General features: G+C 64.2%; 13 protein-coding genes and 2 pseudogenes. 4 read left to right on the top strand and 11 right to left on the bottom strand.

Annotated elements, in window-relative coordinates:
* From ACILRA_RS11270 to ACILRA_RS11240, 7 genes and pseudogenes are all read right to left on the bottom strand, one after another.
* Positions 1–260: pseudogene (locus ACILRA_RS11270) on the bottom strand (thymidine phosphorylase); the annotation flags it as partial.
* Position 261: 1 nt separating this feature from the next.
* Positions 262–1,044 (bottom strand): purine-nucleoside phosphorylase, encoded by a 783-nt coding sequence (locus tag ACILRA_RS11265; RefSeq protein WP_395662196.1) that lies wholly within the window; start codon positions 1,042–1,044, stop codon positions 262–264.
* Positions 1,041–1,433: a cytidine deaminase gene (cdd, locus tag ACILRA_RS11260; RefSeq protein ID WP_395662195.1), complete on the bottom strand. Its 393-nt coding sequence runs from the start codon at positions 1,431–1,433 to the stop codon at positions 1,041–1,043. The genes ACILRA_RS11265 and cdd overlap by 4 nt, the downstream gene beginning before the upstream one ends.
* A 1-nt stretch (position 1,434) precedes the next feature.
* A complete protein-coding gene (locus ACILRA_RS11255; protein ID WP_395662194.1) occupies positions 1,435–2,382 on the bottom strand; it encodes an ABC transporter permease in 948 nt (315 codons plus the stop codon).
* Positions 2,382–3,482, bottom strand: coding sequence for an ABC transporter permease (locus ACILRA_RS11250; RefSeq protein ID WP_395662193.1), 1,101 nt, complete (start codon positions 3,480–3,482; stop codon positions 2,382–2,384). Before ACILRA_RS11250 ends, ACILRA_RS11255 begins: the two co-directional genes overlap by 1 nt.
* The gene (locus tag ACILRA_RS11245) at positions 3,482–4,999 is read right to left on the bottom strand and encodes an ABC transporter ATP-binding protein (protein WP_395662192.1); all 1,518 of its coding nucleotides are present in this window, start codon (positions 4,997–4,999) and stop codon (positions 3,482–3,484) included. The genes ACILRA_RS11250 and ACILRA_RS11245 overlap by 1 nt, the downstream gene beginning before the upstream one ends.
* A gap of 208 nt (positions 5,000–5,207) precedes the next feature.
* Positions 5,208–6,206 (bottom strand): BMP family protein, encoded by a 999-nt coding sequence (locus tag ACILRA_RS11240; protein ID WP_395662191.1) that lies wholly within the window; start codon positions 6,204–6,206, stop codon positions 5,208–5,210.
* 204 nt (positions 6,207–6,410) lie between these two features.
* Here ACILRA_RS11240 and ACILRA_RS11235 point away from each other — a divergent pair, with 204 nt between their 5' ends.
* Complete coding sequence (locus ACILRA_RS11235; protein ID WP_395662190.1) at positions 6,411–6,833, top strand: Hsp20 family protein; 423 nt, start codon at positions 6,411–6,413, stop codon at positions 6,831–6,833.
* A gap of 4 nt (positions 6,834–6,837) precedes the next feature.
* A complete protein-coding gene (locus ACILRA_RS11230) occupies positions 6,838–7,104 on the top strand; it encodes a DUF1150 family protein (RefSeq protein WP_395662189.1) in 267 nt (88 codons plus the stop codon).
* Between the two features lie 206 nt (positions 7,105–7,310).
* On the opposite strand, the gene ACILRA_RS11225 is transcribed toward ACILRA_RS11230, so the two are convergent.
* The 4 genes from ACILRA_RS11225 to ACILRA_RS11210 all read right to left on the bottom strand — a co-directional run bounded on the left by ACILRA_RS11225 (position 7,311) and on the right by ACILRA_RS11210 (position 10,480).
* On the bottom strand, positions 7,311–7,463 hold the full coding sequence (locus ACILRA_RS11225) for a DUF1127 domain-containing protein (RefSeq protein WP_395662188.1): 153 nt from the start codon (positions 7,461–7,463) through the stop codon (positions 7,311–7,313).
* Between the two features lie 248 nt (positions 7,464–7,711).
* Positions 7,712–8,296: a GNAT family N-acetyltransferase gene (locus ACILRA_RS11220; RefSeq protein WP_395662187.1), complete on the bottom strand. Its 585-nt coding sequence runs from the start codon at positions 8,294–8,296 to the stop codon at positions 7,712–7,714.
* The gene (locus tag ACILRA_RS11215) at positions 8,293–8,703 is read right to left on the bottom strand and encodes a ketosteroid isomerase-related protein (protein WP_395662186.1); all 411 of its coding nucleotides are present in this window, start codon (positions 8,701–8,703) and stop codon (positions 8,293–8,295) included. The genes ACILRA_RS11220 and ACILRA_RS11215 overlap by 4 nt, the downstream gene beginning before the upstream one ends.
* A 97-nt stretch (positions 8,704–8,800) precedes the next feature.
* Complete coding sequence (locus tag ACILRA_RS11210; RefSeq protein ID WP_395662185.1) at positions 8,801–10,480, bottom strand: formate--tetrahydrofolate ligase; 1,680 nt, start codon at positions 10,478–10,480, stop codon at positions 8,801–8,803.
* 233 nt (positions 10,481–10,713) lie between these two features.
* On the opposite strand from ACILRA_RS11210, the gene ggt reads away from it, so the two are divergent.
* A complete protein-coding gene (ggt, locus tag ACILRA_RS11205; protein WP_395662184.1) occupies positions 10,714–12,276 on the top strand; it encodes a gamma-glutamyltransferase in 1,563 nt (520 codons plus the stop codon).
* A 118-nt stretch (positions 12,277–12,394) separates the two neighbouring features.
* Positions 12,395–12,951 (top strand): annotated as a pseudogene (locus ACILRA_RS11200) (GGDEF-domain containing protein); the annotation flags it as partial.

The following is a 12,951-nucleotide window of genomic DNA, read 5'->3' as shown; positions in this document are numbered from 1 at the left end:
CCGATGCCGCCGGAGGAATGCTTGTCCACCACGGGGCCCGGCAGGTCCCATTTGAGCACCGTGCCGGAGTCGCGCATGGCGAGCGTCAGCCCCACCGCCTCCTCCCGGCTCATGCCGCGGAAGAAGACGGCCATGGCGAAGGCCGCGACCTGGCCTTCGGACACGGCACCGGAGGTGAGGCCCGAAATGAAGTCCCTTACCTCGTCAGTGGTGAGCGACGATCCATCGCGCTTCCTCCGGATCACCTCTTGCGGGAGCATATCAGGCGTCCTTCAGGAAGCGGGTGACGAGGGCCTTCATGTTCTCCGCCGCCTTGGCCCCTTCGCGCTTCGTCTCGTCATGGCTTGGCGAGGCACCCTCGATCCCTGCCGCAAGATTGGTGATGACGGAGAGCCCCGCCACCTTGAGGCCGAAGCGGCGAGCGAGGATCGTCTCGGGGGCTGTGGACATGCCGACCGCCGAGCCGCCGATGATCTGGAACATGCGGATTTCGGCAGGCGTCTCGAAGGAGGGGCCGGAGTACCAGCAGTAGACGCCTTCGTGCAGCGCAATCCCCTCGGCCTTCGCAGCGGCATGGAAGCGCTGGCGCAGGGCGGGGTCATAGGCATTGGTCATGGGCACGAAATTCTCGTCGCCATGCTGGCCGATGAGCGGGTTCATGCCGGAGTAATTGATGTGATCGGCGATCAGCATGATGGAGCCGGGGCGCATCTCGGGCTTGAGGCTTCCTGCGGCATTGGTGAGGATGAGCGTCTCGATTCCCGCGCCCTTCAGCATCTCGATGGCCGGGCGCATGACGGCGGCGTTGCCGGACTCATAGGGGTGCGCGCGGCCCGCCAGCACGGCCACCTCCTGCCCGCCGAGCGTCCCCACGAAGAGCTTGCCCGCATGGCCCGAAATCTTCGGCACCGGAAAGCCTGGAAGATCCGTATACGGAATGACGAGAGGGTCTTCCACCGCGTCGGCCAGCGCGCCGAGGCTGGAGCCGAGGATAATGGCGGTCTTCGGGGCACGACTGCCGAGGCGTTGTGCGAGCGCGTTCATGCGAGGTTCTCCGGGCCGAAGGAGAAGGGGAGCAGCTCCTCAAGCGTGAAGGTCTGGATCAACTCGCCTGTTTCCGTGCAGCAGTGGATCTTCACCTCGGCGCTCGCGAATTCGCGGATCTTCTGGCGGCAGCCGCCGCAGGGGGTGCAGAGGGTGGAGCCGTTGCCCATCACGGCGACTTCGGTGATGCGGCGGCTTCCCGCCATGACGAGGGCGGAGATGGCGGAGGGTTCCGCGCACCAGCCCTGCGGGTAGGAAGCGTTCTCGATGTTGCAGCCGCCGTGGATGTGGCCGTGCTCGTCACGCATCGCAGCACCCACGAGGAAGTTGGAATAGGGCGCGTGAGCCCGCAGGCGCGCCTTCATCGCCGCGTCGATCAGGTCGCGCATGTCAGCGGTCCTTTATGTAGGGAATGCCCGACGCCTTGGGCGGCACGGACTTGCCGATGAAGCCCGCGAGCAGCACGACCGTCAGCACATAGGGTAGCATGTTGATGAACTGCACCGGGATCTGCACGCCACCGAAGGACGCCCCTTGCGTGAAGTTGCCCACCGCCTGCAGGAAGCCGAAGAGCAGGCAGGCGCCCAGTGCCGGATAGGCGCGCCAGTTGGCGAAGATCAGCGCGGCAAGCGCCATGAAGCCGCCGCCCGCCGTCATGTCACGCACGAAGCTCGATGACAGCGAGGTCGAGATATAGGCGCCCGAAATGCCGCACAACACGCCTGCGATGATCACCGCGCGGTAACGCAGGCCCGCCACCGAGATGCCCGCCGTGTCCACCGCATGCGGATTCTCGCCCACGGCGCGGAGCCGGAGGCCGAAGCGCGTGCGTGACAGTGCCCAGGCGGTGAGCGGCACCAGCGCGATGGCCGCATAGGCGAGGATCGAATGCGAGAGGAAAATCCGCTCCAGCGGGCCGATAATGGGGATGTCATGCAGGCTCGGGAACTCGAAGGGCAGGAAGCGGCCTTCGGGCGGCAGAGCCGGCGTGCGGCCACCCTGCTTGAACCATTCATTGCCCAGCACCACGGCAAGCCCCGCCGCCAGCATGTTGATGGCGACGCCCGAGACCACCTGATTGCCGCGCTGGTTGATCGAGGCATAGCCATGCACCAGCGCGAAGCTGACAGACGCGGCGATGGCGAGGATGAGCCCGATCCAGGCCGAGCCATAGACGGCGGAGGCCGAGGCCGCGACGAAGGCGGCAATCAGCATCTTGCCTTCAAGCCCGATGTCGACGATGCCTGCCCGCTCCGACCACAGGCCTGCGAGGCAGGCGAGGATCAAGGGCACGCTCATGCGGATGGTGGAGGCGAGGAGCTCGATGTAGAGTTCCATTACTTCTCCTCCGCGCTGAAGAAGAGGGCCGCCACCCATGGCCGGAAGGCATATTCGAGTGCGCCCATGAACAGGATGACGAGACCCTGGATCACCACCACCATGTCACGGTTGATTTCGGGCTTGGCGAAGGAGAGTTCGGAGCCTCCTTGATAGAGCAGCCCGAAGAGCATGGCGGAGAGCACGATGCCAATGGGGTGCGAGCGGCCCATGAGGGCCACCGCGATTCCCACAAACCCCGCACCGCCCACGAAGCCGAGTACGAGCCGGTGCTGCACGCCGAGGATTTCATTCACCGCCATCAACCCCGCCAGCGCGCCCGAGATCGCCATGGTGATGATGATGATGCGATCCGGCCTGATGCCCGCATAGACGGCGGCAGACGGGTTGGCGCCAAGAGCGCGGATCTCATAGCCGAGCTTGGTGCGCCACAGCAGGTACCACACGGCGAAGGCCGCGATGATGGCGAGGAAGACCGAGAAGTTGACCGGCGAGGAGGCGAGCCGGACACCGAAGAACTCGCGCGCCACTTCGCGCGCACTCATGATGTAGGCGCCGGTGATCTCCCGGCTTTCCACTGCCATCTTGCCCACCGGGCGGAACCAGTAGTTGATGAGATAACCCATCAGGCTGGCCGCGATGAAGTTGAACATGATCGTGGTGATGACGATGTGGCTGCCGCGCTTGGCCTGCAACACGCCGGGGATCCAGGCCCAGAAGGCGCCCATCGCCATGGCGGCGAGGATGGCGAGCGGGATGACGATGGGCCATGGCAGGAACTCGAGGCCGAGGCCCACGGCCGCAGCGCCCACACCCGCCATATAGGCCTGACCTTCGCCACCGATGTTGAAGAGCCCGGCATGGAAGGCAACCGCAACGGCAAGCCCCGTGAACACGAAGTTGGTGGCATAATACAGAAGATAGCCCCAGCCCTTGAGCGAGCCAACCGCGCCCTTGAGCATGATCCACATGGCTTCGAGCGGGTTCTCCCCGATGATCAACACCACGAGGCCCGAGACGATCAGCGCCACGGTGAGGTTGATCACGGGGATTAGCCCTACGTCCACCCAGTGCGGAAGCTCGCCGCGTGACGTCATCATTATGCAGCATCCCTGGCGACGCCGGCCATCAGCAGCCCGAGCTCACGCTCGTCAGCGCCCGGCCCGCGCTCGCCCATGATGCGGCCCGCGAACATGACGAGGATGCGGTCGGAGAGCGAACGGATCTCGTCGAGCTCGACGGAGACGAGCAGCACCGCCTTGCCCTCGTCGCGGAGCTGGATGATGCGCTTGTGGATGTATTCGATGGCGCCGATATCGACACCGCGCGTGGGCTGGCCGACGATGAGAAGATCGGGGTTCGACTTGATCTCGCGCGCGATGATGAGCTTCTGCTGGTTGCCGCCGGAGAATTTGGAGGATTTGAGAAGCGGGTCCGGCGGGCGGACGTCGAACTCCTCCATCTCGGCGCGTGCCCTGGCGATTACCTTGTCGCGGTCGAGGCGGAAGCCCTTGCCGAGTGCGGCGTCATGATGCCAGCCGAGGATGATGTTCTCGCTCGCATCGAAGCTGCCGATGAGACCGCGGTGCTGGCGGTCCTCCGGCACATGCGCCAGGCCCTCGGCACGCACATGGCGCGGATTGCCCAGCACGCCGATGTCCTTGCCCTCGAAGATCACCTGGCCAGACGTGGGCCTTGCTATTCCGGCGATCACGTCGAGAAGCTCCGACTGCCCGTTGCCGGAGACGCCGGCGATGCCGACGATCTCGCCCTTCCTCACGCTGAAGGAGACGTTGTCGACGCGGGTGATGCCCTTACGGTCCTTCCAGGTGAGGTTCTTCACCTCCAGCACGGTCTCGCCCGGCCTCGAGGGTCCCTTCTCGACCCGGAGGTTCACATGGCGGCCCACCATGAGCTCGGCCAGTTCCATGACGTCGGTCTCCATCGTCTCATGCGTCGCCACGAGTTCGCCGCGCCGCATGACGGAGACATGATCGGTGATGGCGATGATCTCACGCAGCTTGTGGGTGATGATGATGACAGTCTTGCCCTGGTCCTTCAGCGTGTGGAGGATGCGGAAGAGATGGTCCGCCTCATCGGGCGTCAGCACGCCGGTGGGCTCGTCGAGGATCAGCGTCTCGGCCCCCTTGAACAGCGCCTTGAGGATTTCGACGCGCTGCTGCAGGCCAACGGGGAGTTCGCCCACGATGGCGTCCGGGTCGACGTCCAGTTCATAGTCAGCCGCAAGGCGGGTGAGTTCGGCGCGGGCCTTGGCGAGAGCGGGGCCGATAAGGCGGCCGCCCTCGGCGCCCAGCACCACGTTCTCCAGCACCGTGAAGGGTTCGACCAGCATGAAATGCTGGTGCACCATGCCGATGCCGAGTGCTATGGCATCGGAGGAGGACTTGATCTTGACGGGCTGGCCCTTGACTCGGATCTCGCCCTTGTCGGCCTGGTAGAAGCCGAAGAGGATCGACATCAGCGTGGACTTGCCCGCGCCATTCTCCCCGATGATGCCGTGGATCGAGCCCTGCGCGATGGACAGCGTCACGTCCTTGTTGGCGTGGACGGAGCCGAAGCGCTTGTCGATGCCGATGAGTTCGATGGCCGGAGTCATGCCGTCCCCGTGTCCCATTTCATTTCAATTCCTCTCCCCCCTTGGGGGAGAGGGCAGGGTGAGGGGGCGCCGGCAGCGATCTCGATTGTTCTTTCGAAGCGACCGGTTTCGGCGGGTGAGAGCCCCTCAGACATTTCGCTGGCGGACAGACCCCCTCACCCTTCCCTCTCCCCCGATGGGGGAGAGGGATGTTCGGGGATAAACTGCCTTACTGCACCGGGCAGGTGTTGTCGGTGGTGTAGTCGTGCACCTTGATGGCGCCGGAGATGATGTCAGCCTTGGCCTTCTCGGCGGCGGCCTGCATCTCCGCTGTCACCAGCGGCTTGTTGTTGTCGTCCATGGCATAGCCGACACCATCCTCGGCGAGGCCAAGGGCCTGGATGCCGGGCTTGAAGTTGTCATTGCCGTTCTTCATCACATTGTAGACGGCGACGTCCACGCGCTTCAGCATGGAGGTGAGGACCTTGCCGGGGTGGAGATAGTTCTGGTTGGCATCAACGCCGATCGACAGCGCACCGCCATCGGCCGCGGCCTGCAGCACGCCCAGGCCCGTGGCGCCGGCTGCGGCATAGACCACATCCGCACCCTGGGCCATCTGGCCCTTGGTGATCTCGCCGCCCTTCACGGGATCGTTCCAGGCGGCACCCGTGTCACCCGTCATGTTCTGAAAGATGGTGGCATCGGCCTTGGCGGCCTTCACACCCTGGGCATAGCCGCAGGCGAACTTGCGGATCAGCGGAATGTCCATGCCGCCCACGAAACCGACCTTGCCGGACTTCGATGCCATGCCGGCCAGCAGCCCCACGATGTAGGAGCCCTCATGCTCATTGAACACGATGGACTGGACGTTCGGCAGGTCCACCACCATATCGACGATGGCGAATTTCAGTTCAGGATATTCCTTGGCCACCTTTTCGACAGCAGCGGCCTGGGCGAAGCCCGCGGCGATGATCGGCGAATAGCCCTGGTCGGCGAAGTTGCGGATCGCCTGTTCGCGCTGGGCTTCATTGGCGATCTCGAACTCGCCATAGGCAACGCCGGCTTCGGCCTTGAACTTCTCGGCCCCGTTGAACATGCTTTCGTTGAAGGATTTGTCGAACTTGCCGCCGATGTCGAAGACGATGGCGGGCTTGTTCTCGGCCGCGAAGGCCGAGGACACGGTAAGCGCGAGTGCGGCCACCGCACCAAAAAGCGAACGTCTGAGCATTGTCATCTCCCTGTTCTATGCTGTTCGATGTTACCACAACCCGGAATAGGCTGTCGGCTCTTGGGCGGGGATCAAAACACCGGGGAAGCGCTCCGGTCAAGCTCTGCGGCTTGAATCCGGGGTACAGCTTTCACATATGACGGTGGTCGCTGTGGATGCCGCTTCAGGGTTCCAGCTTCGCTGCTGCTTCACGAGGGCAAATACATGTCGCGTCTTACCGTTTTTTCATCGCCCCTCCTGCTCGGCTTCGACGAGCTGGAACGGATGCTCGACCGGGCATCGAAGACGTCGGGTGATGGCTATCCACCCTACAATATCGAACGCCTGACCCGGGCCGAGGGCGAGGCTGAACGCCTGCGGATCACGCTGGCGGTGGCGGGTTTTGGCCGCGACGAGCTCGACGTGACGGTCGAGGAAAACCAGCTCGTCATCCGCGGCCGCCAGAAGGAAGAGGACGGAAGGGCTTATCTGCACCGCGGCATCGCGGCCCGCCAGTTCACGCGGACCTTCGTGCTGGCGGACGGCATGGACGTGACCGGAGCCCGGCTGGAAAATGGCCTGCTGGAGCTTCACCTCGAACGGCCCGAACCGCGGCGGGTGGTCCGCCGTATCCAGATTGGAGGGTGATTTCATGAACACCAACGACAGCACCAAGAAGACTCTTGACGTGACGCCACAGGATCTTGCCCTGCTGGGCGAGGGCGATCTGGGTTATATCCGGGAAATCGCGGTCCAGGAGGCGGAGCGCCTGCTGGGCAAGAAGGCTGGCGTGGCGCCGAGATCCAGGCTGTTCTGCCTGTACAATGCGGACGGCACGCCGGTGTCGATATCCGGGTCGAGGGAAGCCGCACTGGGCAGCGCCTTCGAGCACGAGATCATGGCGATGAGCGTTCACTGACCAATCAGCCGGGGCCCCCGCAGGTGCCCCGGCTTGTCAGGCCTTGAAGGCCCGGATCCGGGCCACATGGCCAAGCTGGTACCGTTTGAGGCCCATGTCCGCCAGATCGGCATCGGTCAGGGCTTCGGTGGCGGCCCGCAATTGACGGTATGATCTGAGCTTCTGGCCGCGGGCGAGTCTCTCGAAAAAGCCTCTTGGAGACGGGCTCACGAACGTGCGGCCTCGCGTGCCAGGCGCGGAATGTCAGACCGCGCAATGCCAAGATCGGCCAGCTCACGGTTGGACAGGCTCTCGAGCTCCTGCAGCGTGCGCGAATAGCGCTTCCAGGTCGAGTAGCGGGACTTCAGGACTTCGAACATGGTCATTCCCCTTGGATTGACGGCCTATGGTTGCTGTTTGCACCCATAATCTGGGTGCAGTGCAGCATGATTTGAAGTGCGATTTTTGCATGGCTTTCATTCACCATGTGTTTTCAATGGATTAATGATCTGTTCGGATGTCTGATTTCTATTGCACCGCAAGAGAAGCTGGCTCTCGTGCAACAATTGGTGCGCGTTCCGGCCAGGTGGAATCACCTGGTCGGCAAGAACGCGCGCAAGATCAGGCTCTAAAGCCGCCGCATCCAGAACTGCATCGGGTGTGGCGTTTCATCCGGCTGTCCCAATTCCTTCCACGGGAAGTCGGCCACCGCGCCAGCAGCCGGGGCATAGCCCCGCTTGGCCCAGAAGCCGTTGAGCGGGGAATAGGCTTCGGGCTTCAACGGATGTTCAGCCGGGCGGATCACCGAATAGAAGCCCGTGAGGCTGAACCCCTGCGCACGCGCCGCGTCTTCGCGCGCATCGAAGAAGGCATGTCCGATGCCGCGGCCGCGGTACGCTGGAAGAAGGACGGACTCGCCGAAATAGAAAAGCTCCTCCACCGCGACGCCGAGCACGGCAAGGGGCGCGCTGAACGCCTGCTTCTGGGCGCCCAGCGGGGAGGCGGTGGCTGCACCCACCAGCTGCTCACCATCGAGGGCGGCAACAACCACAGAACCCGGCGCCTTCGCGAAGTCCGCGATATACCAGGACTCATACTCGGCATCGCCATCATAGAGATAGGGATAGTCCCGGAAGACCGATATGCGCAGCCGCGCGAGGCCGCCGAGATGACGGTCGAGTGCAGGTCCGGAGAGATGCTCGATACGGATCACGCGCTGACGAGACCAATCCACTGCTTGAGATTGTAGTAGGTGGTGAGCCTCGTGATCTGGCCGGCTTTCACCTCGAGGAAGGTGCCGCCGGGAAGGACATAGCGCTGGCCTAGCGCTTCAGGCAGGCCAGCGTCGGTGGCAATGTATTCGCCGTTCACTACGAATTCGGCGGCGGCGCGGCTGCCGTCGCCATTGCTCATCACGGTGATGCCGGTGAGCGTCTCGCGGTAGCAGCGGTCCATGTGCTGCATGAAGGCCCGGAACCTGTCGTGGCCGATACGGGAGCCCCCCTCGTTTACGTCATGGCGAACGTCCGGGCTGAGGCAAGAGACCATGCCTTCGCGATCGCCTGCATTGAAGCATGTGAAGTAACGCTCGACCAGCTGTTCGGTTTCGGTGCGTGACATTGCTTTCTCCTCTTCGCCCGCGACGCCTTGCGTGTTTGCCAAATCAAAAGGCCCGGAGCAAGCGCCCCGGGCCTTCCGTGAATAACAGCCGTCCGCGTCAGAACAGGCCGGCGATCTGGCCCTTCTCGTCGAGGCCGATGACCTCGGCCGAGGGCACCTTGGGCAGGCCCGGCATGGTCATGATGTCACCGCAGATGACCACGATGAACTCCGCACCGGCCGAAAGGCGGACTTCGCGCACGGGAAGCACGTGGTTGGTGGGCGCGCCCTTGAGGTTCGGGTCGGTCGAGAAGGAGTACTGCGTCTTGGCCATGCAGATCGGGAAATTGCCGTAACCCGCCGCTTCCCAGGCCTTGAGCTGGTCGCGCACCGATTTGTCGGCCACCACATCATCCGCGCGGTAGATCTCGCGGGCAATGGTGCGGACCTTTTCGAACAGCGGCACGCCCTCGTCATAGATCGGCTTGAACTGGGCAGAGCCCTTGTCGGCCAAGGCTGCCACGTGATGGGCCAGCGCCTCGGTGCCCTTGCCGCCCTCGGCCCAGTGGGTGCAGCGGAAGGCCTCCACGCCATGGGTGCGGCAATAGTCGATGACGGCCTGGACCTCGGCATCGGTATCGGAGATGAAGTGGTTGATGGCCACCGCGATCGGCACGCCGAACTTCTTCACGTTCTCGATGTGGCGGCCGAGGTTGGCGAGGCCCTTCTTCAGCACCTCGACGTTCTCGATCTTGAGGTCTTCCTTCGCGGCGCCGCCATGCATCTTCAGTGCGCGGACGGTGGCGACGATGACGGTGGCCGCAGGCGAAAGCCCCGCCTTGCGGCACTTGATGTCGAAGAACTTCTCCGCACCGAGATCGGCGCCGAAGCCCGCTTCGGTGACGACATAATCGGCGAGCTTCAGGGCCGACTGTGTTGCCATGACCGAGTTGCAGCCATGCGCGATGTTGGCGAAGGGGCCGCCATGCACGAAGGCCGGATTGTTCTCCAGCGTCTGGACCAGGTTGGGCTGCAGCGCATCCTTGAGCAGCACCACCATGGCGCCCGGCGCCTTGAGGTCCTTGGCGAGGACGGGCGACTTGTCCTTCTTGTAGCCGACGACGATCTGCCCGATGCGCCGCTCGAGGTCGGCGATCGAGGTCGAGAGGCAGAGGATGGCCATGATCTCGGAGGCGACAGTGATGTCGAAGCCGGCCTCACGCGGATAGCCATTGGCGACACCGCCGAGCGAGCAGACGATCTCGCGCAGCGCGCGGTCGTTCATGTCCATGACACGGCGCCAGGCAACGCGGCGGGTGTCGATCCCCAGCTCGTTGCCCCAATAGATGTGGTTGTCGATCATCGCGGACAGCAGGTTGTGCGCCGAGGTGATGGCGTGGAAGTCACCGGTGAAGTGGAGGTTGATGTCCTCCATCGGCACGATCTGGGCATAGCCGCCGCCCGCCGCGCCACCCTTCATGCCGAAGCACGGGCCGAGCGAGGGTTCGCGCAGCGCCACCATGGCCTTTTTGCCGATGCGGTTGAGGCCGTCGCCGAGGCCGACCGTGGTCGTGGTCTTGCCTTCGCCTGCGGGTGTCGGATTGATGGCGGTGACGAGGATCAGCTTGCCGTCAGGCTTCGACTTCAGGCTGTCGATGTAGCTGAGGCTGACCTTCGCCTTGGTGTGGCCGTAGGGGATCAGCTCCTGCTCGGGGATGCCGAGGGCCGTGCCGATCTGCATGATCGGCTTCATTTTCGCCTCGCGGGCAATTTCGATATCGCTCTTCACCGTGGACATTGCGTATTCCCTCTGGGTGGACTGGTGTATTTCCCAGTAGTAAAAATACATTACCAGCGGGAAATGTCGATCACTTCTTTCGGTGCTGCCTGCCCGCCTGACGGCGGGCGCCCGGCAGTCATGACGCGGAGTGTCTTGCTACAGCGGTGGCGGCCATGCGATGCGTTTTGCGACGCTTCTGGGAGTTTTCTTCCAGCAACCATTGCAGGACCATGACGATGCGCAATTTTGACATGCCCGGACGTTCCGCCGCCTATGGCGCCCGCGGAATGGCGGCAACGTCGGCTCCGCCGGCAACACTCGCCGCCATCGACACGCTTAAGGCCGGAGGCAATGCCGTCGACGCCGCCGTCGTGGCTTCCGCGGTGCTCTGCGTCGCCGAGCCAGCCATGACCGGCATCGGTGGCGACTGCTTCGCCCTCATCGGAACGCCCGATGGCAAGGTTGCGGGCCTCAACGCCAGCGGCCGGGCGGCACAGGCGGCCGATGCCAGCTGGCTGAAGGCCTCGGGGCTCACCACCATTGCGCCCCGCTCCATCCACGCCGTAACAGTGCCGGGCGCCATCGACGGCTGGGACCAGTTGCTGCGGCGCTACGGCACGATGGACCTTGCCGAGGCCCTGAAACCCGCAATCCGCCTTGCGGAAGATGGTGTAGCTGTCACCCCGCGCGTGGCCTTCGACTGGCCAGAGGACACGCCCGATCTCGAGGCGGACGAGGGCGGAAGGCGACACTATCTGAAGGACGGCCGCGCGCCGCGTACTGGCGAAACCATGGCCTATCCGGCGCTGGCGGGGGCCATGCGGCTCATTGCCCGGGAGGGCCGCGATGCCTTCTACCAGGGCGCGATCGCGGAAGACATCATCGCCACCGTCAGGGCCAAGGGCTCGCTGCTGACGCTTGCGGATCTGGCGGCACACCGCTCGGACTGGGTAAAGCCGATCTCGGCCGAATTCATGGGGCGCGAAATCCTCGAGATCCCGCCTTCGGGGCAGGGGCTGACGGCGCTCATCGCCCTCAACATCCTGTCGCATTTCGGCCTTGCCCGGCATGCGCCCTCCTCCGTGGAGCGCCATCATCTCGAGATCGAGGCGATGAAACTCGCCTGGGAACTCCGCAACCGCCACATCGCCGACCCGGATTTCGTGGATGTGCCGGTGGACGAGCTTCTCTCGGACAAGACGTCCCACAAGCTCGCAGGCCTGATCGACATGAACCGGGCGCTCGACATCGAGACGGAGATGCGGCGGTCGGACACGGTCTATCTGACGGTCGTGGACGAGAAGCGGATGGCCTGCTCCTTCATCAATTCCGTCTATTATGGGTTTGGGTCCTGCATCGTGACGCCCCGGACGGGGATCGCGCTGCAGAACCGCGGCGCCTGCTTCGTGACAGACGCAGCCCACCCCAATTGCATCGGACCCGGCAAACGCCCGCTCCACACCATCATCCCCGCCATGGTGCGCCATGAGGGGCGGATCGACATGAGCTATGGCGTGATGGGCGGAGACTACCAGCCCATGGGCCACATGAGCGTCGCGGTGAACCGCTATGCCTATGGCATGGACCCGCAGGAGGCAATCGATCAGCCACGCTATTTCCCGAGCGGCGGAAAGGTTCTGCTGGAAGGTGGCGTGCCGGAGGCCGTGCGGCAGGGCCTTGCAGAAAGGGGCCATGTGCTGGAAGCCGCGCCGTCACCGCTGGGCGGCGGACAGGCCATCGTCGTGGACCATGAGAAGGGAATGCTCATCGGCGGCTCTGACCCGCGCAAGGATGGGCTGGCGCTCGGATTTTGATTCCCGCTCGTTAAGGTTGATTTCACCTCCAGCAGATAGCGTTTCCACCACCGCAGGTAGCTTATCGGGATCTGGCCCCTGACAACGCCCTGCCGGTCCGAAGGGAGACAGCTTGGGCGTGGGGGAAGACACTCCGGCACACGGAGAAGCAGCGGCAGGCGCGCAGGCGGCCGCCGTGACCGGCGCCATGGAGGCGGCAGGCCTTGCCGCCTATTGCTGGAACATGGCGGACGACACGCTCACCTGGTCGCGCAACGCCGGTGAGGTGCTGGCTGCCGCACCGGACATGATCAATTCCGGACGCCGGTATGCCAGCCTCATCGACCCCTCGAGCGGCGCTAACCGCTACGACGCCATCAGGGCGGGCGGCACCGACACGGGTGGTGGCGTGGCCTTCCAGATTGAATACCTCTTCCGTCCGGGCGGCCGTGGCGAGCAGTACAGCCTGTGGCTCGAGGATAGCGGGCGGTGGTTCGCCGGGCCCGACGGGCGGCCGGCACAGATCCTTGGCATGGTCCGGAAACTCGATGAGCGCCACCGCCACCAGCAGCAACTGCGGTTCCTCAGCCTGAGCGATCCCCTGACCGGCATGATGAACCGTCTCGGCATGGTCGAGGCACTCCGGCACGCGATGCAGAGGGCACAGGCCGAGCCATCATCCTGCGCATTCCTCAT

This window comes from Aestuariivirga sp., assembly GCF_044239095.1.
In the GTDB taxonomy this organism is placed as follows: Bacteria; Pseudomonadota; Alphaproteobacteria; order Rhizobiales; family Aestuariivirgaceae; genus Aestuariivirga.
This window is presented reverse-complemented; position numbering and strand designations above follow the sequence as displayed.

What these genes read in the sequence shown, in the direction of transcription:
- ACILRA_RS11245 (WP_395662192.1), bottom strand. Translation starts at nt 4,999, where the DNA reads ATGACTCCGGCCATCGAACTCATCGGCATCGACAAGCGCTTCGGCTCC.
- ACILRA_RS11225 (WP_395662188.1), bottom strand. Translation starts at nt 7,463, where the DNA reads ATGTTCGAAGTCCTGAAGTCCCGCTACTCGACCTGGAAGCGCTATTCG.
- ACILRA_RS11215 (WP_395662186.1), bottom strand. Translation starts at nt 8,703, where the DNA reads ATGTCACGCACCGAAACCGAACAGCTGGTCGAGCGTTACTTCACATGC.
- ggt (WP_395662184.1), top strand. Translation starts at nt 10,714, where the DNA reads ATGCCCGGACGTTCCGCCGCCTATGGCGCCCGCGGAATGGCGGCAACG.
- ACILRA_RS11210 (WP_395662185.1), bottom strand. Translation starts at nt 10,480, where the DNA reads ATGTCCACGGTGAAGAGCGATATCGAAATTGCCCGCGAGGCGAAAATG.
- ACILRA_RS11235 (WP_395662190.1), top strand. Translation starts at nt 6,411, where the DNA reads ATGTCGCGTCTTACCGTTTTTTCATCGCCCCTCCTGCTCGGCTTCGAC.
- ACILRA_RS11265 (WP_395662196.1), bottom strand. Translation starts at nt 1,044, where the DNA reads ATGAACGCGCTCGCACAACGCCTCGGCAGTCGTGCCCCGAAGACCGCC.
- cdd (WP_395662195.1), bottom strand. Translation starts at nt 1,433, where the DNA reads ATGCGCGACCTGATCGACGCGGCGATGAAGGCGCGCCTGCGGGCTCAC.
- ACILRA_RS11240 (WP_395662191.1), bottom strand. Translation starts at nt 6,206, where the DNA reads ATGCTCAGACGTTCGCTTTTTGGTGCGGTGGCCGCACTCGCGCTTACC.
- ACILRA_RS11255 (WP_395662194.1), bottom strand. Translation starts at nt 2,382, where the DNA reads ATGGAACTCTACATCGAGCTCCTCGCCTCCACCATCCGCATGAGCGTG.
- ACILRA_RS11250 (WP_395662193.1), bottom strand. Translation starts at nt 3,482, where the DNA reads ATGATGACGTCACGCGGCGAGCTTCCGCACTGGGTGGACGTAGGGCTA.
- ACILRA_RS11230 (WP_395662189.1), top strand. Translation starts at nt 6,838, where the DNA reads ATGAACACCAACGACAGCACCAAGAAGACTCTTGACGTGACGCCACAG.